Origin of the sequence: Mesorhizobium muleiense, assembly GCF_900099905.1 — a bacterium.
In the GTDB taxonomy this organism is placed as follows: domain Bacteria; phylum Pseudomonadota; class Alphaproteobacteria; order Rhizobiales; family Rhizobiaceae; genus Mesorhizobium; species Mesorhizobium muleiense.
The window spans coordinates 489,244-507,089 of the sequence record NZ_FNEE01000001.1; the positions used below are offsets into that span (position 1 = coordinate 489,244).

General features: G+C 61.5%; 18 protein-coding genes. 10 read left to right on the forward strand and 8 right to left on the reverse strand.

Features of this window, described 5'->3' with window-relative positions:
• Positions 1 to 174: 174 nt before the first annotated feature.
• The gene (locus tag BLT09_RS02165) at positions 175 to 1,722 is read left to right on the forward strand and encodes a helicase HerA-like C-terminal domain-containing protein (RefSeq protein ID WP_091590350.1); all 1,548 of its coding nucleotides are present in this window, start codon (positions 175 to 177) and stop codon (positions 1,720 to 1,722) included.
• A gap of 120 nt (positions 1,723 to 1,842) precedes the next feature.
• On the opposite strand, the gene BLT09_RS02170 is transcribed toward BLT09_RS02165, so the two are convergent.
• Positions 1,843 to 2,667, reverse strand: coding sequence for a L,D-transpeptidase (locus BLT09_RS02170; protein ID WP_091590839.1), 825 nt, complete (start codon positions 2,665 to 2,667; stop codon positions 1,843 to 1,845).
• 229 nt (positions 2,668 to 2,896) lie between these two features.
• The gene (locus tag BLT09_RS02175) at positions 2,897 to 3,559 is read right to left on the reverse strand and encodes a haloacid dehalogenase type II (RefSeq protein WP_023800845.1); all 663 of its coding nucleotides are present in this window, start codon (positions 3,557 to 3,559) and stop codon (positions 2,897 to 2,899) included.
• A 157-nt stretch (positions 3,560 to 3,716) separates the two neighbouring features.
• Here BLT09_RS02175 and BLT09_RS02180 point away from each other — a divergent pair, with 157 nt between their 5' ends.
• The 4 genes from BLT09_RS02180 (at position 3,717) to BLT09_RS02195 (ending at position 6,898) form a co-directional block, all read left to right on the forward strand.
• Positions 3,717 to 4,595 (forward strand): branched-chain amino acid aminotransferase, encoded by an 879-nt coding sequence (locus BLT09_RS02180; RefSeq protein WP_091590841.1) that lies wholly within the window; start codon positions 3,717 to 3,719, stop codon positions 4,593 to 4,595.
• A gap of 107 nt (positions 4,596 to 4,702) precedes the next feature.
• Complete coding sequence (locus BLT09_RS02185) at positions 4,703 to 5,299, forward strand: superoxide dismutase (RefSeq protein WP_091590351.1); 597 nt, start codon at positions 4,703 to 4,705, stop codon at positions 5,297 to 5,299.
• A 198-nt stretch (positions 5,300 to 5,497) separates the two neighbouring features.
• Positions 5,498 to 5,941 (forward strand): c-type cytochrome, encoded by a 444-nt coding sequence (locus tag BLT09_RS02190; protein WP_091590353.1) that lies wholly within the window; start codon positions 5,498 to 5,500, stop codon positions 5,939 to 5,941.
• Between the two features lie 9 nt (positions 5,942 to 5,950).
• Positions 5,951 to 6,898 carry a cytochrome c gene (locus tag BLT09_RS02195; protein ID WP_091590355.1) on the forward strand — a complete coding sequence of 316 codons (948 nt, stop codon included), beginning with the start codon at positions 5,951 to 5,953 and terminating at the stop codon, positions 6,896 to 6,898.
• A gap of 6 nt (positions 6,899 to 6,904) precedes the next feature.
• Here the strand turns inward: BLT09_RS02195 and BLT09_RS02200 are convergent, their stop codons facing one another.
• From BLT09_RS02200 to BLT09_RS02210, 3 genes are all read right to left on the reverse strand, one after another.
• Positions 6,905 to 7,753: an LON peptidase substrate-binding domain-containing protein gene (locus tag BLT09_RS02200; protein ID WP_091590356.1), complete on the reverse strand. Its 849-nt coding sequence runs from the start codon at positions 7,751 to 7,753 to the stop codon at positions 6,905 to 6,907.
• Between the two features lie 204 nt (positions 7,754 to 7,957).
• Positions 7,958 to 8,347 (reverse strand): SET domain-containing protein, encoded by a 390-nt coding sequence (locus BLT09_RS02205; RefSeq protein WP_091590843.1) that lies wholly within the window; start codon positions 8,345 to 8,347, stop codon positions 7,958 to 7,960.
• 135 nt (positions 8,348 to 8,482) lie between these two features.
• Positions 8,483 to 10,633, reverse strand: a complete 2,151-nt coding sequence (locus tag BLT09_RS02210) for a S9 family peptidase (RefSeq protein ID WP_091590358.1) — start codon at positions 10,631 to 10,633, stop codon at positions 8,483 to 8,485.
• Positions 10,634 to 10,850: 217 nt separating this feature from the next.
• Between BLT09_RS02210 and BLT09_RS02215 the strand changes: the two genes are divergently transcribed.
• Complete coding sequence (locus BLT09_RS02215; protein ID WP_413468399.1) at positions 10,851 to 11,120, forward strand: SH3 domain-containing protein; 270 nt, start codon at positions 10,851 to 10,853, stop codon at positions 11,118 to 11,120.
• 426 nt (positions 11,121 to 11,546) lie between these two features.
• The gene (locus BLT09_RS02220) at positions 11,547 to 11,972 is read left to right on the forward strand and encodes a Ros/MucR family transcriptional regulator (protein ID WP_023800837.1); all 426 of its coding nucleotides are present in this window, start codon (positions 11,547 to 11,549) and stop codon (positions 11,970 to 11,972) included.
• Between the two features lie 91 nt (positions 11,973 to 12,063).
• On the opposite strand, the gene BLT09_RS02225 is transcribed toward BLT09_RS02220, so the two are convergent.
• Together BLT09_RS02225 and BLT09_RS02230 are read right to left on the reverse strand one after the other, a co-directional pair.
• Positions 12,064 to 12,492 (reverse strand): SufE family protein, encoded by a 429-nt coding sequence (locus BLT09_RS02225; protein ID WP_091590844.1) that lies wholly within the window; start codon positions 12,490 to 12,492, stop codon positions 12,064 to 12,066.
• A 99-nt stretch (positions 12,493 to 12,591) separates the two neighbouring features.
• Positions 12,592 to 12,942: a DUF5330 domain-containing protein gene (locus BLT09_RS02230; RefSeq protein WP_023800834.1), complete on the reverse strand. Its 351-nt coding sequence runs from the start codon at positions 12,940 to 12,942 to the stop codon at positions 12,592 to 12,594.
• Positions 12,943 to 13,473: 531 nt separating this feature from the next.
• Here BLT09_RS02230 and BLT09_RS02235 point away from each other — a divergent pair.
• From BLT09_RS02235 to BLT09_RS02245, 3 genes are all read left to right on the forward strand, one after another.
• Positions 13,474 to 15,213 carry a PAS domain-containing sensor histidine kinase gene (locus tag BLT09_RS02235; protein ID WP_091590361.1) on the forward strand — a complete coding sequence of 580 codons (1,740 nt, stop codon included), beginning with the start codon at positions 13,474 to 13,476 and terminating at the stop codon, positions 15,211 to 15,213.
• Positions 15,188 to 15,952, forward strand: coding sequence for a peptidoglycan-binding domain-containing protein (locus BLT09_RS02240; RefSeq protein WP_091590362.1), 765 nt, complete (start codon positions 15,188 to 15,190; stop codon positions 15,950 to 15,952). The genes BLT09_RS02235 and BLT09_RS02240 overlap by 26 nt, the downstream gene beginning before the upstream one ends.
• Before the next feature lie 79 nt (positions 15,953 to 16,031).
• Positions 16,032 to 16,379, forward strand: coding sequence for a DUF1491 family protein (locus BLT09_RS02245; RefSeq protein ID WP_091590364.1), 348 nt, complete (start codon positions 16,032 to 16,034; stop codon positions 16,377 to 16,379).
• A gap of 60 nt (positions 16,380 to 16,439) precedes the next feature.
• Here the strand turns inward: BLT09_RS02245 and BLT09_RS02250 are convergent, their stop codons facing one another.
• Complete coding sequence (locus BLT09_RS02250; protein ID WP_167366300.1) at positions 16,440 to 17,450, reverse strand: hypothetical protein; 1,011 nt, start codon at positions 17,448 to 17,450, stop codon at positions 16,440 to 16,442.
• Between the last annotated feature and the right edge of the window lie 396 nt (positions 17,451 to 17,846).

A 17,846-nucleotide genomic window follows, 5' to 3' on the forward strand; every position in this document is an offset into this window, starting at 1 on the left:
TGCGACGGTGAACCGTCAACCGATTGCCAAACATGGGCAAAATCCGCAAGCTCCAAAACCCAATTTCGACCATGGCCATTGCCGCTGCGCAATGGCGTCATTATACCTGCGGCGAGCCCCGCTACTTTCAATAGATCAGGGCATTCAACACTTCAGGTTGCGGAGACCCGACACATGGCTGACGACACCAGTATTTTCATCGGAGCCAGCCGAAAGCCTGATGACAGCTACCAGCGCGCCGAAAACCTGCTGCTTCAGTATGGCAATCGTCATGGCCTGGTCACCGGCGCGACCGGCACCGGCAAGACCGTGAGCTTGCAGATTTTGGCGGAAGGTTTCTCCAATGCCGGCGTGCCGGTCTTCTGCGCCGACATCAAGGGCGACCTGTCCGGTATCGCCATGATGGGCGCGGCACAGGATTTTCTGGTCAAGCGCGCCGAGCAGGTCAAGCTCGATCCCTATGATTTCCAGGAATTTCCGGTCATATTCTGGGATCTTTTCGGCGAGCAGGGCCATCCGATCCGCGCCACCGTCTCGGAAATGGGGCCGCTGCTGCTGTCGCGGCTTATGAACCTGTCCGAGGCGCAGGAAGGCATCATGAACATCGCCTTCCGCATCGCCGACGAGGAAGGCTTGTTGCTGCTGGACCTGAAGGACCTGCAAGCGCTTCTTGCCAACATCGCCGAACGCGCCGAAGAAATCGGCGCTCGCTACGGCAATGTGACGAAACCTTCGGTTGGCGCAATCCAGCGCACGCTGCTGGTTCTGGAGCAGCAGGGCGCGACGAATTTCTTCGGCGAGCCGGCATTGCGGATCGCCGACATCATGCGCACCACCCGCGACGGGCGCGGCGCGATCAGCGTGCTGGCCGCCGACAAGCTGATGATGAATCCCCGGCTCTATGCGACATTCCTGTTGTGGCTGATGTCGGAACTGTTCGAGGAGCTGCCCGAAGTCGGCGATCCCGACAAGCCAAAGCTGGTCTTCTTCTTCGACGAGGCGCACCTTCTGTTCGACGACGCGCCGAAGGTGCTGATCGACCGCGTCGAGCAGGTGGTCCGCCTGATCCGTTCGAAGGGCGTCGGCGTCTACTTCGTCACCCAGAATCCGCTGGATATCCCCGAAACCGTTCTGGCCCAGCTCGGCAACCGGGTGCAGCACGCCCTGCGCGCCTACACGCCACGGGAGCAGAAGGCCGTGAGGACCGCCGCCGAGACGTTCAGGCCCAATCCCGACTTCGACTGTGCTACCGTGATCACGCAGCTCGGCACCGGCGAGGCGCTGGTCTCGACGCTGGAAGCCAAAGGTGTTCCGTCCATGGTCCAGCGGACGCTGGTTCGCCCGCCGTCGTCGCGACTTGGCCCGATCACGCCTGATGAGCGCCGCACGCTGATCACCGAGAGCCCGGTTGCGGGACAGTACGACCAGACCGTCGATCGCGAATCGGCTTTCGAGATGCTGCAGAAAAAAGCCAAGGATGCGCTGGAGGCGGCGGCGCAGCAGCAGGAGAGCGGCGGCTCGCGCTGGACCATTCCAGGCTTCGGCAATGACGATCCCGCCCCCCAGCCCACCGGCGGCAGGCGAGCACCGGCGCCGCGAGCGTCCAATCGCCAGTCGGTGGCGGAGGCGGCGATCAAATCGGTGGTTCGCTCGGTCGGCACGTCGGTTGGACGGGCGATCGTGCGCGGCATCCTCGGCAGCCTGGCCAGGGGGCGGCGCTGAAAGCACCGCATCGGACCAAAAACTGGGCACCGGTTTTGCTAGGATCCGACGCTCAGGGAAAAGCATCGGACCGGCAAGTTGCGGCACCGAAAGTCCACCGCTCCAGCGCTTTCGACCAGCTCAGAAGATCGGCTCCGAGATCGCCCCTGCCGGGCCGAGCAGGATCGATCCTTCCGGGACGCCCGCATCGATTGGAATGGCTTTGCGGTCTGCCGTGGCAACCAGTTCGTGACCGACACCGGAGGTAACGATCACCGGCGTCTTGTTGGGCACACGGTCATAAAGGTCGATAATGTCCTGATTTATCAAGCGAACGCAGCCAGATGACACCGATTTGCCTATGGAAAACCACTCCGGCGAGCCGTGCAGGCGGTAAAGCGTGTCCTCGTTGCCCTCGAAGAGATACAGCGCCCGCGCTCCGAGCGGATTGGTGAGCCCGCCGGGCATGCCGCCATTCTCCTCGCTGTATTTTGCGTACTCGGGCTGGCGGGCGATCATTTCGGCCGGCGGCGTCCATTTCGGCCACTTCTGCTTCCACTGGACGACGGCATCGCCAGACCATTCGAAACCGGCGCGACCCAGCCCGACCCCATAACGAATGGCTTGTCCGCCCGGACGCACGAAATAGAGGTGGTGGCCGGCCGTATCGACGACGATGGTGCCGGGCGCTTGGCCGGTCGGATCGGGAACGATCTGACGCAGAAATTGCTCGTCGATTTTCTCGTAGGGTATGCCCGGCAGCTCGAACCCATTGTCGCTGACCGGACCGTACATTGTTGCATAGTCCATGAGCGGCGGCTCGACGCTGGCTGGCGGCGGCGGCTCGACAGGCCGGCCTGCCGTCGTGGTGCAGGCGGAAACCGCAATCGAGGCGGCGCCGAGCGCAGCGGCGTTGAGAAAGCCGCGACGGCTCAGGCGATAGGGGTCGATTTCGGTTGTGAACATCGTTGCCTTTTTAAGTCTCATATCGAAACAGAACATGAATACGCCAATCAGTGCGGCGCGCCAGCCCTACCAATGCCTGGCGCGATAGGTGGTTCCGATTCTGGGCCTGAGGGTGAACAAACAAAGGCAAAGCTGTGACGGTTCAGCCCCTGTTGCGCCGAGGCAACAGGCCCACAGCGCCGCGCGTAATGATCCTTTCCAAAAATCGATTGCGATTTGGGCTCATGTGTCAGCCTGCGGCGAGCAGGCCTTCGAGCGAGGGCAGGATCAGGGCCGGCGGAAAGTCCCGGTATTCCTCGGGCTGGTCGGAGCGGTTGATCCAGACTGTCCGGAACCCGAATTTGGTGGCGCCGGCGACGTCCCAGCGGTTGGATGACTGAAACGACACCGCACCCGGATAGAGACGCCAGCCTGTCGTGACCATGTCGTAGACCGACGGATCGGCCTTGAAGCGCTTGACGGCCTCGACGGAATAGATGTCGTCCAGAACCTGGTCGAGCGCGGCCGATTTGACCGCCGCTTCCAGCATTTCAGGCGAGCCGTTGGATAGGATCGCCAGCTTGGCGCCAGATGCTTTGAGCGCCTTGAGCACGGCCGGCACCTCCGGATAGCAGTCCAGCCGCCAATAGGCGTCGAGCAGCTTGGCCCTCAGTCCCTTGTCCGCGGAGGGAACCTTTCGCAAGGCGAAATCCAGCGCCTGTTCGGTGAGTTGCCAGAAATCAGCGTAGGCGCCCATCAGCGTCCTCACCCAAGAATATTCCAGTTGTTTGGCGCGCCAGATCTCCGACAGGAGCTGGCCGTCCGGTCCGATCTGGTCGGCATGACGGCGGACGGCTGCGTGCACGTCGAACAGCGTTCCGTAAGCGTCGAAAACGTAAGCCGCATGTTGCATGGTAACAGTTTTGCGGCGAGGCAAGGCCGGGCGCAAGCACGGATTGCAATTTCGCATGCCGCTGGCCTTAACAAATCTCAGCCAAATCAGTTGACGGCAGACGCCAAAGCATCTTCCAATGGCGAGACAGGACAGCTCTGAAACGCGGAATCAAGCGATGACACTGGCGGCTGCGGCGCAATCCGCGACATGGACCTTCGTGGATGGCGACTGGTATGAAGGCAACGTCGCCATTCTGGGGCCGCGCAGCCATGCCATGTGGCTCGGCACCAGCGTGTTCGATGGCGCCCGCTGGTTCGAGGGCGTCGCCCCCGACCTCGACCGCCACGCCGCGAGGGTGAACGCCTCGGCGATCGCGCTTGGTCTCAAACCATCCATGAGCGCCGAAAAGATCGTCGGGCTGACCTGGGACGGGCTGAAGAAGTTCGACGGCAAGACGGCGGTCTACATAAGGCCGATGTACTGGGCCGAGCATGGTGGCTATATGGGCGTGCCGGCCGATCCGGCCTCGACCCGTTTCTGCCTTTGCCTCTATGAATCGCCGATGATCCCGCCGTCGGGCTTTTCGGTCACCGTCTCGCCGTTCCGGCGCCCGACCATCGAGACCATGCCGACCAACGCCAAGGCCGGCTGCCTTTATCCCAACAACGGTCGTGCCATCCTCGAAGCCAAGATGCGCGGCTTCGACAACGCGCTGGTGCTCGACATGCTGGGCAATGTCGCCGAGACCGGAACCTCGAACATTTTCCTGGTCAAGGATGGCCATGTCCTGACGCCGGCGCCGAATGGCACGTTCCTGTCCGGCATCACCCGCTCGCGGACGATGACGCTGCTTGACGAGTATGGCTTCAAGACCATCGAAAAGGCGCTGTCGGTGCGCGAATTCCTCGAAGCCGACGAGATATTCTCGACCGGAAACCACTCGAAAGTCGTGCCGGTCACCCGCATCGAGGATCGCAGTCTCCAACCCGGGCCTGTAGCGAAAAAGGCGCGCGAACTCTATTGGGAGTGGGCGCATTCGACTTCGGCCGGCTGACTGGCTAAAAAGCGAACCGGCGCTTCGTTCCGGAGTTGCTCCACACCAATCCAGACCTATGTTAGTCCGGTATCGACACCGGATTTTTTCCACGAGGAGTACGACCGATGGCTTTTGAATTGCCCGCCTTGCCCTATGACTACGAGGCATTGCAGCCTTACATGTCGAAGGAGACGCTGGAGTATCACCACGACAAGCACCACAAGGCCTATGTCGACAACGGCAACAAGCTGGCTGCCGAAGCCGGGCTCGGCGATTTGTCGGTCGAAGAGGTTGTGAAACAATCCTTCGGCAAGAACCCCGGGCTCTTCAACAATGCCGGCCAGCACTACAATCACATCCACTTCTGGCAGTGGATGAAGAAGGGCGGCGGCGGCAACAAATTGCCGGGCGCGCTGCAAAAGGCGATTGACAGCGATCTTGGCGGTTACGACAAGTTCAAGGCCGATTTCATCGCCGCCGGAACCACCCAGTTCGGTTCGGGCTGGGCCTGGATTTCGGTCAAGGACGGCAAGCTGGCGATCTCGAAGACCCCTAACGGCGAGAACCCGCTGGTCCATGGCGCGACCCCGATCCTGGGCGTCGATGTCTGGGAGCACTCCTATTACATCGACTATCGCAACGCCCGGCCGAAATATCTCGAAGCCTTCGTCGACAGTCTCATCAACTGGGACCATGTCCTCGAGCTCTACGAAAAGGCGTAGGCCTGACTGAGTTGCAGAAGAGCCCCGGCAAAACCGGGGCTTTTCTCTATGTGCCAAATGATCGGCCGCCCTTTTCCAACGACCGTCGCGAAAAATTCACACAAGCGTGAGGCGAATTTCCGGAATTTTCAAGCCAGTTTTGCCGTTATGGATCAGTCGGACCTTCACCCGAAACATCTTCACCATGGAGCCAGTTGAATGAGAAAGCTTATCCTCGCCATCTCGATGCTCGCCTTCGCCGGTTCGGCGGCGTTTGCCGATCCGATCCAGGAGCGGCAGGCCATTATGAAGGAACGTGGAAAGATCGCCGGCCAATTGTCGAAAGTCGTCAAGGGCGAGACCCCTTACGACGCAGCGGCCGTGCTGGCGGCGTTGAAGGCGCTGGAGGCAAACGCCGAGAAGTTCCATGCAAATGTCGACACTCTTTTCCCGGCTGGCAGCGACACCGGCGACACCACAGCTGCCCCAAAAATCTGGGACGATATGGCCGGCTTCAAGGCTGTGGAAGAAAAATATCTCGCCGACGTCAAGGCTGCGGCGGCCGCCGCTCCTGCCGACGTCGATGCCTTCAAGGCGGGGTTCAACACCATAGGCGGCGATTGCGGCACCTGCCACAAGACATACAGGATTAAGAAGGGCTGATAGCGGGCGATGCGCCTGCTGAAAAAACTCGTCGGCGCCGCCCTCGTTCTGGGCGTCGCCGGCGCGGTTGCCGCCTGGTTCCTGTCGGCGCCGGTCAGGCTCGACAGCGAGGCTCTGGCGCAGCTCGGCCCCGGCGATGCCGCCAGGGGCAAGCGCATTTTTTATGCCGGCGGCTGCACGTCCTGTCATGCGAAGCCAGGCTCGCAAGGCGACGCCCGCCTTCAACTGGCCGGCGGTCTCGAACTCAAGACGCCGTTCGGCATCTTCGTGCCACCGAACATCTCGCAGGATGCCACGGACGGTATCGGCGGCTGGTCGGTCGAAGACCTCGCCAACGCCATGCTGAAGGGCGTGTCGCCGAGCGGCGAGCACTTCTATCCGGCGTTTCCCTATGCGTCCTACGCACGCATGAAGCCGGCCGACATTGCCGATCTCCATGCCTTCCTGAAAACGCTTCCGGCGGTGGCGGGCAAGGCGCCGCCCAATTCGCTGGGGTTCCCATTCAACATCCGTCGCAGCATCGGGCTGTGGAAACGTCTCTATTTGAGTGACCAGCCGGTGGTTTCCTTCCCCGATGGCACGCCGGATCCGGTGATGGCCGGCCGTTACCTGGTCGAAGGGCCCGGCCATTGCGGCGAATGCCACACGCCGCGCGATTTTGCTGGCGGCACCAGGAAGAGCGAGTGGCTGGCCGGAGCCACCGCTGCCGAAGGCAGCGGCATCGTGCCGAACATCACTTCGGGCGAAGGCGGGCTCGGTGACTGGTCGGAGGCCGACATAGCCTACTTTCTGGAGACCGGCTTCACCCCGGATTTCGATTCCGTCAGTGGCGCCATGGTCGACGTGCAGAGAAACATGGCCGAGTTGGCACCGAACGACCGTGCGGCGATCGCGGCCTATCTGAAGGCCATCCCGCCGCACCCCAACGGCTATCCCCCACGCAAGCCGGCGAATTAGCACCCGTCAGCCGGCTGGCTCTGGCCCATTCTCAGGCCGGCCAGCCTTCATCAGGTCGAGGATCTTTTCAAGCCGGGCGACGACATCGCTGGTTTCCAGAAGCTGCTGCTTCTGTTCGATACTGATCGACAGCAGCGGCGCGAGCGTATCGGCTAGGACACCGGGATCGCCGATGGAGGGCAGGCCGAGTCGCGCCTTGGCCCTTCGTGGAAGCGAGGAAAAATCGATGTTGGCATAGCTCTGATATGTATCGAGAACCGCGCTCGAACGTGCTGCCGCCTCCGCCGATTGGCGACGCTGCTCTTCGACCGGCGCGACCTCCGCCGCCAGAAAGTCGGCGTTGACCAGGTGAAGGATCGCGGCTCGCTGGAGGCCGGAGACCGAGACCTTGAGTACCCCATCCACCTGCGTCTGGCAGTTTATCACGCTAGCCGTGACACCCACCGGATAGAGAGAAGCAAGGTTGCCGGGATCCTCGTCGGTCGCCTGCCTCTGTGCGACCACAAGAACGCGGCGGTCGCCTGCCATCGCGTGCTCCACAGCGCGCCGCGTTTTGTCGCGGCCCACGAAGACCGGAACAGTCATTTGCGGAAAGAGCACGAAATCCCGCATTGGAAAAATCGGCAGATCCGCGCTGGAGGACGGGGGCGGGCTGGCCTCGGGCGCCGGGTTTCTGGGCCCAGCACCGATTGGTTGGCTCGCCTGAATCCTTGCAGCCAATACGTTCCAGTCGCGCAAGCCGAGGACCCTAGCAATGAGCTCGAGGCTTTCGCTGTGGGACAGCGAAACGGATTTGGCGCTCAGCGCTTCGGACAGCGTTTGCGCCATGGCTTTTGCATCGCGGAAATCGCGCATGGAATCATCCTTTGCTTCGAAGAACGGAAGACGTCAGAGCTTGCGTTACTGACCCGTTCGTTCGGGCAAAGGGAGCCTGAAGTGGCTCGATACATTCACCTTACCCGGGAGGGCGCAAGCAGCAGGTTGTATCCACCTGTTTGGAAGGTGCGCTGAAGGTCCGTTGTTGTCAATCCTGCCCGCGCTGCATTCCACGCTCCCGATTTACAGGTGGCGGTCGCCGAGGAAATCGAAGCCGGTTTCAAAGAAATGATTGTAGTTGCAGGTCATTTCCTCGCCGGGCGCGATGTCGCGTAGTGCATAAGTCTCGTCGGGCGAGGCGACGTCGCAATTCGGGTCATCGGCATGGTTCATGAAGCGGGCGTCGTCGGCTTCGAAGACGACGAAGTTCGGGTCGCGCCGATCGGGATAGGAATAGCGATCGAGGTAGGCTCTGACCGGCCCGGTTTCGCGCTCATAGACCTCGACAGGGATGCGCCGGTCGTAATTGGGATGGAGCTTCCAGACCAGTGTGCCGCGGGGAATGTGGTTCTTGGCAAAGACACCGATGCCCTGGATGGGCGATTTGTCGAGATAGACGTCGACGAGCAACATTGCGGACCCTTGCCGTGACTGAATGATTTTTGGGTGGCGCGGCTGCGAGAAGCCGCGCATTGGCTAGCGCGCAGCTATGGCAATTGCGAGCGGAAAATCGACATGGCCTGACCCGTGGTGCGCAAGATCAAGCTCCTACAGCGCCGTCTGTGCGTCCAACAGGGTCGGCGGCGCTGTGGTGGCAAGGTCGGCCTTGCCCGCCACCTTCAGCGCAAACGCATAGGTGAAGGCGATTTCCTCGAGCCTGGAAAACCGGCCGGATGCGCCGGCATGACCGGAGTCCATATTGATCTTGAACAGCACCGGATTGTCGCCGGTCTTGCGGTCGCGCAGCCGCGCCACCCACTTGGCCGGCTCCCAATAGGTGACACGCGGGTCGGTGAGGCCGGCAAGCGCCAGGATCGGCGGATAGTCGAGCGCGGCGACATTGTCATAGGGCGAGTAGGCGGCAATCGTTCGGTAGTCCTCCTCCGAGGCGATCGGGTTGCCCCATTCGGGCCATTCCGGCGGCGTCAGCGGCAAGGTCGCGTCGAGCATGGTGGTGAGCACGTCGACGAACGGAACCTCGGCGACAATACCGCCGAAGCATTCCGGCGCCATATTCGCGACGGCGCCCATCAGCAGGCCGCCGGCCGAGCCACCCTGTGCGACAATGCGATCATGGGCGGTGTAGCGCTCTGCGACGAGGTGGTGGGCGACCGCGATGAAATCGGTGAACGTGTTCATCTTGTGCGCCCGCTTGCCGTCGTCGTACCAGCCATAGCCCTTGTCCTTGCCGCCGCGGACATGGGCAATCGCGTAGACGAAGCCGCGGTCGACCAGCGATAACAAATTGGTGTTAAAGGCGGCCGGGACCGTGATGCCGTAGGAGCCGTAGCCGTAAAGCAGGCAAGGCGCTGATCCGTCGAGCGGCGTGTCGCGATGGTGGATGAGCGAGACCGGCACCAGTTCGCCGTCGGCTGCGGGCGCCATCAGCCGCCGCGTCACGTAGTGGTCCGGGTCGTGACCGGACGGAACTTCCTGGGTCTTCAGCAGCACGCGCTCGCGGGTCCGCATGTTGTAGTCGAAGACCTGCGCCGGCGTTGTCATGGACGAGTAGGAAAAGCGCATGATCTCGGTATCGTATTCATAGGATCCCGACAGGCCGAGCGAGAAGGCTTCCTCGTCGAAGGAGATGAGGTGTTCCTCGCCGCTGTTGCGGTCATGCACGACGATGCGCGGCAGGCCTTCCTTGCGTTCAAGCCTGACCATGTGGTCCTTGAAACCGATTACCGAAAGGATCAGCCGGCCCGCTTCGTGCGGCACCAGCTCCTGCCAGTTGGCGCGCACCGGGTCGCTTGCCGGCGCAGTCATGATCTTGAAATCCTTGGCGCTGTCGGCATTGGTGAGAATGAAGAAGACATCGCCGCCTTCTTCGAGGTCGTATTGCAGGCCGGTCTCGCGCGGAGCAACCAGCTTCGGTTCGGCGAACGGCTCGCTGGCGCTCATGATGCGATATTCCGAGGTCTCGTGGTCGTTGATGCCAACCATGATCCATTCGTTGGAGCGTGTGCCGCCGACATTCATGAAGAAGCCCGGATCGGTTTCTTCGTAGATCAGCCGGTCGTTCTCAGGACTGTCGCCAAGGGCATGGAACAGCACCTTGGAAGGACGGTGGTTGGCATCGAGGCGGGTGTAGAAAAATCCATCATTTCCGGCATCCCACACGCCGCCGCCGCCGGTATCCGGAATCCTGTCGGCCAGATCGTTGCCGTCGGCGAGATCGCGGACGCGAAGCGTGTAGAATTCGGAACCCTTGTCGTCGAAGGCCCACAGAAGCTTGCGGTGGTCGGTCGAATGGTCGACACCGCCGAGGCGGAAATAGGCCTTGCCTTCGGCCTCGAGATCGCCGTCGAGCAGGATCTCTTGGTCGCCGCCCTCGCGCGGCGTGCGAAAATAACGCGGCTGCTCGCCGCCAAGCTTGAAAGATGACCCATAGGCGTACGGCCCATCCTTCATCGGCACGGACGAATCGTCCTCCTTGATGCGGCCCTTCATCTCCTTGAAAAGCTGCTTCCGCACCTGGGCGGTCTCGGCCATGAGCGCTGCCTGATAGACGTTCTCGGCTTCGAGATGGGCGCGGATCTGGCCGCCGAGCAGCGACGGATTCCTGAACATCTCTTGCCAGTTGTCGGCTCTCAGCCAGGCATAGTCGTCCGTCCGGGTCACTCCATGATGCACATCGAAGACCGGCCGCTTCTCTGGTTGCGGCGGGCTGGCAGTCGGAAATGCTGGGGTTCGGGTCATTGCGTCTCGCTGTGGAAGTTACTTGTATGGAGAATGAACACGCCGATCAGCGCAGGTTCAAGTGCCGGGGTATATGTTTGCGCCGGACTCCAGAAGATGAGCCGGAGGAGAGGGAAAAATGAAGTTCTGTTTTCACGCTGCTGCGGCTTTCGCCGTCGCTTCGACAGTCTTGGCCTTTATTGGCCAATCTCATGCAACCGTGTTCGCAGCTTGGCAAGTGACCAACCTTCCGTTTGGCGACACGCTCAACGTGCGCAAGTATCCGGCGGGATCGTCCCAGAAACAGGCGGCCTATCCCAACGGTGCCGTTTTGCAGATGACCGGGAGATGCACCGGCGGCATAAACCTGCTCGACATCGCCAAGCAGCCGGTTTGGAAGCAGGAACAGAAGATCCGCTATCGCTGGTGCGAAGTCTGGCACGATCCGGCCCATAGCGGCAATTTCGTCACCGGCTGGGTCTACGGAAAATACATCACCCCACATTGATGGACGGTGCCGGTCCGCAGGGCTGATTTCCGGCTTGCTTGCAACAGCAAATCGCAACCTATGGTTTTGCGGACTCTAAAAACAACCAGATAGCCTGCACCACAACCAAGCATAGCCAAGCATTGAGATTTTTTTACTGGCTCTCATGGATGTAACGGCAGCTTGACTGGGCGTCCGCCGCTGCTGGTCTGCCCAGAAAATATCGCAAAGTTACAGAGTGCACGAAAGGTTGAAGCTGATCGTCGAATATTTTATTGCCATCGATGAATACAGCGCAAGAAGCGAATTGACTTACTTGGTTTAGTGGCTCATTAGGATGCTGCGACGCGAATCGCAGAGGCTCTTTCCTGCAAAAATTTCGCGCGATGCCCGACCTATCAAAAATAGGGCGCAGGTAGAAACAACTCACGTTGGGGCCAGGAGGCAATGGATATTATCGAAACACCTTCCAGAAATAGTGATGCGCTGATCGAATTGACGGCCGATGTCGTGGCCGCCTATGTCAGCAACAATCCGGTGCCGGTCGGCGAGCTGCCTAGCCTCATCGCCGATGTCCATGCCGCCCTCGGGCGCGTGGGCGGGGCCAGTGAACAGCCTCCTGCCGACAAGCAGAAGCCGGCAGTAAACCCGAAACGCTCCGTCCATGACGACTACATCGTCTGTCTTGAAGACGGCAAGAAGTTCAAGTCGCTGAAGCGTCACTTGATGACCCACTACGGTCTGACGCCCGACGAGTATCGTGAAAAATGGGGCCTGGACGCCAGCTACCCGATGGTTGCTCCCAACTATGCTGCCGCCCGCTCACAGCTCGCCAAGAAGATGGGTCTCGGCCGCAAGCGCAAGGGGCGCTGATACCGGCTCCCTTCCCAACCTGGGTTAGATGATCAACGGCGCCTCCGGGCGCCGTTTTGATCTTGGGGCGATGCTCGAGCAATCGATATGATCAGGCGGTCTGCTTCAAGGCCGCCTCTGCGTCGCGCTTGATGCGCTTGACCATGGAACGAAGACCATTGGCGCGTTGCGGCGACAGGTGCTCGTCGAGGCCAAGTGCCTTCAGCGTGGCTTCGGCGTCGGTTTTCTGGATCTCGCTGGCGAGTCGTCTGGAAAACAGCGCCAGCATGATAGCGACGAGGCCACGCACGATATGGGCGTCCGAATCGCCGGCGAAGGTGACGACTGGGTCGGGCCCCGGACCATACTCGGTGGTCAGCCAGACCTGGCTGACGCAGCCGGGCACCTTGTTGGCAGGGTTGCGTTCCTCATCGGGAAATGGCGGCAGGGCCTCGCCCAGTTCGATCACATAGCGATAGCGGTCTTCCCACTCGTCAAGCAGGGAGAAGTCGTCGCGGATCGTTTGGATCGTCGTAGTCATCACTCCGGATATAGTCATCCGGCGACGCCGCGTCACGGAAAAAGAGGAAAACACCATAGGCGTCAGAGCGTGGACGGTGACAGATGCGCTGAAAATATCTCAGTTTTTCGCCGGCAAATCGACTTTCGCCGGCAACACGATGTCTTCGGGCACGCTGCCGGTCGTTGTCGCCGTGTCGGGTTCGGCGGTCTTGTCGTCCAACATGGCGGCCGCGATCTTGGCTGTCTCCCTGGCCCGGGCGGTGATCGTGTGCATTGCGGACTTGCCGGTCTCGCAGACGTCGGGCTTGCGCTCGCATATGCCGGCAATGTCGCCGACCGCTTCGCGTGCCGCAAACAACGCCTGGATCGGCCCGACGCTTTGGTGGCCGGTCTCGTCGGAGCCGACATTCAGCGGCAGCGCCAGAAGCACCAGCGAAAACCAGAAAGCCATTCTGATCAGAAAGCCCATCTGTATGCCCTCATTCGTGACCGGATCATGCGTTCATGCGACATGACCTCTTTATGGATACGATAGTGGCATGGACGCGCAAAGGACGGCTTGCCCGGTCAGCGAAAATTTTCCTCAAATTTTAGGCAAATTCGAAACGAAGCATTTGCAATGGATTCGTCTCAAATCCAGGCGCTTTTCTTCACTTAAGGTTAACCATCTATCCAACTGTTTTCCTTATGTATTTCCCAGAAGTTCGGCTTACCGAGGGCGACTGTCAAAGGCGGGAGGGCGGTTCGCCCGGATAACGCTCCATTTACTATGGCCGCAATTGCCAAGGTTTGGCTGTGCCGGCCTCCCAATATCTGCCTCGGACCGGGCATTGATCGGTCCTGCCTTATCCATTCCTTAAACGCTGGATGCGAGTTTCAGATCGACAAAAGCATCTGCGAAGCAGGGCTGTTCACGACCAGGTGCGAGTGCGTTGAGTTGAGTTCGATAAGGGCCAGATACGTTGAGTTGCCCGGCGCGATGGCAGCCGGTTGCGAACGTATGGTTCATCCGTCGATCCTCGGACAGAACGACCGCCGGTGCCAGAGGCGGTTTATCGGTGTCATGCTGGCCGCTCCGTTCTTTGCCGCAGGCGCAGCAGTCACGCTGGTCACCTCGGGCATGGGCGTGGCCGTGACCATGGCTGCGATCTTTGCGACGTTCGGCCTCTGCTGGTTTGCCGCCTTGCTGGTGGCAGCATCGGGCAAGATGGCGTTCGCCGGCCAGGTCGCCCTGGTGATGGGCAGTCTTGCTCTTGCCGGTATCATTGCCGCGGCGGGCGGGATGGCCTCGCCGGTCGCCATGCTTGTCGTGGCGCTGCCGTTCGAAGCCTGGTGGATCGGCGCGTCTCGTCGCGCTGCACTCTGGGGTGCCCTATCCGCATGTGTCGCTATCCTGCTGCAGGCTTTTGCCGGTTCTGTCTTCCCGTTCGGTCCGGCCGAAATCGCCGCCTGGCATTGGCTGCTGCCGCTGGCCTGGGCGCTCACCCTCGTTCCCCGCGTCGCAGCGCTTGGCAGCGCGGCCGGCGCGCAGCTTGATCCGGCGACCGACGATCGGCTCGAGAACATCATCGACGCCGTTGTCCTGCGGGCCGGCCGGCATGGCGAGGTTCTGGATGCGTCGGCAAAGGCGCGCACGATCCTGAAGCTGCAGCCGGAGCTGCTGTTCGGTACCGGCCTGTTCGACCGCATCCATCTGTCCGATCGCGTCGCATACCTCAGCGCGCTGGCCGACATGCGCGATGGCGCGCCGGCGCGCCGGCTGGATCTTCGCGTCCGGCTGCCGCAAAACGGCAATGGCCCGACGGCGGACAATTACCGGCCGTTTTCGCTTGAATTGGCGCGCGGGGAAGAGCAGCAGGACGTCCTCACGTTCGTCCTGCGCGAAAACGACGAACTCGCCGGCTTGCGCGAAGAGCTTGCCGCTGCGAAAGAGGCGGCCGCGTCTGCCGAAGTGGCAAAGGGACGGTTTCTGGCGGTCGTCAGCCACGAGCTGCGCACGCCGTTGAACGCCATAATCGGTTTTTCCGACATGCTGCTGCATGAGATGTTCGGCACCTTCAAGGACCCGCGCCAGAAGGAATATGTTGGCCTGGTCAAGGAGTCCGGCCAGCATTTGCTTGCCGTCGTCACCTCGATACTCGACGTATCGAGGATCGAAGCCGGCGCCTATGCAACCGAGCCGGAACCATTCCGTTTCGTCGAAGCTGTCGAAATGTGCCAATCGATGATGCGCTTGCAGGCCGAGGCAAAGAACATCGATCTTCAGGCCCAGATCGCACCGGATGCAGGCGAGATAAACGCCGACCGTCGTGCCGTGCAGCAGATACTCATCAACCTCGTCTCCAACGCCATCAAGTTCACGCCCGATGGCGGCGATGTCGTCGTCGGCGCCAAGCGGATCGGCTCGCGACTGCATTTCTGGGTCAGGGACACCGGCATCGGCATCGCCGAGGAAGACTTTGCCAATCTCGGCAAGCCGTTCATGCAGATCCAGAACGACTATACGCGCCGCTTCGAGGGGACTGGGCTCGGCCTGTCGCTGGTGAAGGGTCTGGTGGCGCTTCACGAGGGCACGATGTCGATCGAAAGCATGCCGGGGGAGGGCACCACGGTCACGATCAGCTTGCCGGTGAACGGACCGAAAGGACGTTCGAAAGACAAGCCCGGCGTACTGCCGATGCCTGCAGCCAAGGCGGAGACGAAAGGGGACAGGCATGGCTCGCTCCGCAAAACAGCCTAAGGCGGTCAAGCGCCGCGGCAATGCCTTCCAACGCAGCGCGGTCGCCCTCGGCAGCCAGATTTCACGCAATCCGGTTCTGGTTGGCGGTTCGACCGCCTTCCTGGTGACGCTGTTCTACGTCTCGGCGAACGCTTTGTGGTATCAGCCTTTTCCTCATGCCGGCGCGTTTTTTGCGACCAGGAGCATGGAGGGCTTTCCTCGAGCCGGCGTCGACGAGCCTGAAACCACCATCAACATCGTGCGGCCGGAGCCGGCCCCGATCAAGAGCGATCCGATCGTCGAGCAGGTCCAGGGCATATTGAAAGATCTCGATTTCTATTCCGGCACCGTCGACGGTATTTCCGGCCCCAACACGCGTAAGGCTATCCAAGCCTATCAGCAGAAGGTCGGGCTCAACGCTTCCGGCGAGATCGACAGCATTCTGCTCGATCAACTGGGCGCCATGCCAACCGCCTCGACGGTCGTGCCACATCCGGCACCGCGTCCGGACGACATGGCCGCGATTCCCGTCTCGGCTTCGCCGGCAGATGCGCCGGCGCAGGCACCCGACGCCCGCATCATCAAGATCCAGGCCGGGTTGAAGGCATTCGGCAATGACGACATGCAGCTCGATGGCGTGGTCGGGGCCCGCACCAAGGCAGCGATCAAGGAGTTTCAGTCGCTGTTCGGGCTGCCCGAGACCGGCGAGCCCGACGAGGTCGTCTACGTCAAGATGCGCGAGATCGGCCTGACCAACTGATGGGCGCAGGCGCGCGGTTTTGGTTTCACCCAAACGCAAAGCGCTCTAGGTACCGTCCGATGTCGTCCGGAATCCTGCCATGCGCGTAACCACGGATCTGTGGGTGTCGGCCCTGTTGCGCCGGGTTTTCGGCGCCGGGGGTTTTGCCGCCGTGGTCAAGCGTGGCGCAACCGAGGCCGGCGCCGTCTTCGTGCTGGCGCGAGGCCGCATGGGCGAGATTGCCTTGTTTGGCCCGGCGCCGCAGACGAGCTACGATTCAGCCAAACCCGACGACCGTTACTTCAGTTTGCTCGGCGCCGGCGACGATGCCGCCGTCTTTGACGGGCGACTGGAGAGGGAGAAGAAATTCGACCCCGACATCTGGGTGGTCGAGATCGAGGCCGGCTCTGTTCCCGTCGAGGAGCTTATTTCCGTCAAGTCGCAATAGCGATATGCAGACAAAGGCTTAGAGCGTTCGCTTGAATCTCTTTTCAGGCGCGACGGCGGGTCAAACGCGACGCGCTTTAGGGCTGGCGGCAGCATTGTCGCTGTCCGCTTTGCGGACGTCGGCGTTTGCCGCGATCGGTCCGGCATTGCGAATGGCCTTCGACAGTGTCTCGGCTTTCCAGCCGCGTAGCCTGTCCAGCGCTGCGTCGCGATGCAGCAGCCGATAGCGGTCGAGGAAGATGCGGATGGCCTGCGGATGCGAGAACTCTGTGGGATAGACGGCGGCGGTGATCAGGAACGCCCTCTCTTCGCCGAGATCGAGCGCGCGCAGGGCAGCCAGCAGCGACGTGTAGTTCTGGTTCGCGATGAGCGACCGCGCCGTTGAAAAATCGATCGCGAGCGCGTCGGCCAGTGCTGTCTGGAAGAATGCGGCATTGCCGGTCAGCGCCGTCTCGCGCAGTTTGACATAGGTGTTAGCGCCGGCGAACGGATTGATCGTCGCGCCGCCGCTTTCGGCATCACGCATCATCGACCGCAGCCGGCGCCGTGCAGCCTCGGCGGCGGCGCCGGGCACCTGCTGGCTGCTATCGGCGACGACTTCGGCGCTTTCGGGCACCGCCTTGGCGTTCGCCTCAGGCTGCCGCACGCTCACCAGCGTCGGCTTTTCAAGCGCCCTGATCAGGTGGGCGATGGTCGGGTTCAGATCCTTGCGGCGCGCAATGGCGCGCGCATGCGGCAGGCCATGGCGGCCGATCAGCGCGATGAGGTCGATATCGCTGAGCGCGCGCGAGCGGATGAGCAGCGGCGCGGCAACGTCGACCGGCTCCTCGCAAAGCCGCCGGACCAGCGCAGCGGGCGCATATTCGCATTCGGAAAGGGCGGCGGCGACGTAGCGGCGCGATTCGACCGACACATCGGCGAAAAGCGGCAGCGTCAGATCCTCAAGTTGCGCGATCTCCCGGCGCGAAGGGCGGGTGAGCGAACAGAACGCCGACACCGTGGCGCGGAACAGCCTTTCGGCCTTTCCCGATTCAGCCCGTATAGCGATTTGCCTGAAATCCGCAGATGACACGAAGGATACGCCTGACACTCGACACAATCTTGACCATGCTCGACCGGGACTGTGTCGGTTTCGCATTTGCCACGGGTCAGGACTTCCTGACCTCAGAACAAAGATCAAATTAGCGGCGATCCGTTAGCGTTCCGTTAACCTACTGGCTCCTTAATCAGATTGGAGGCGTTGCGTTGTGCTCCGGGGCAACCGAGAGGAATGCACGAACCATGGGCATGGTACTGTCTTTCGTGCCGCGAACGGCGGCAACCAATCGAGCAGACCGAAACACCGGAGCGCCGGCGGCGGTGATCATTTTCCCCGGCGTCCGCTACGAGCAACCGCCACTGACGGGCGAGACGCGGCCAGGCGCCGGTCCGGACAAGCCGGGTTCGTCAAGGACGATGCCGGGGACGT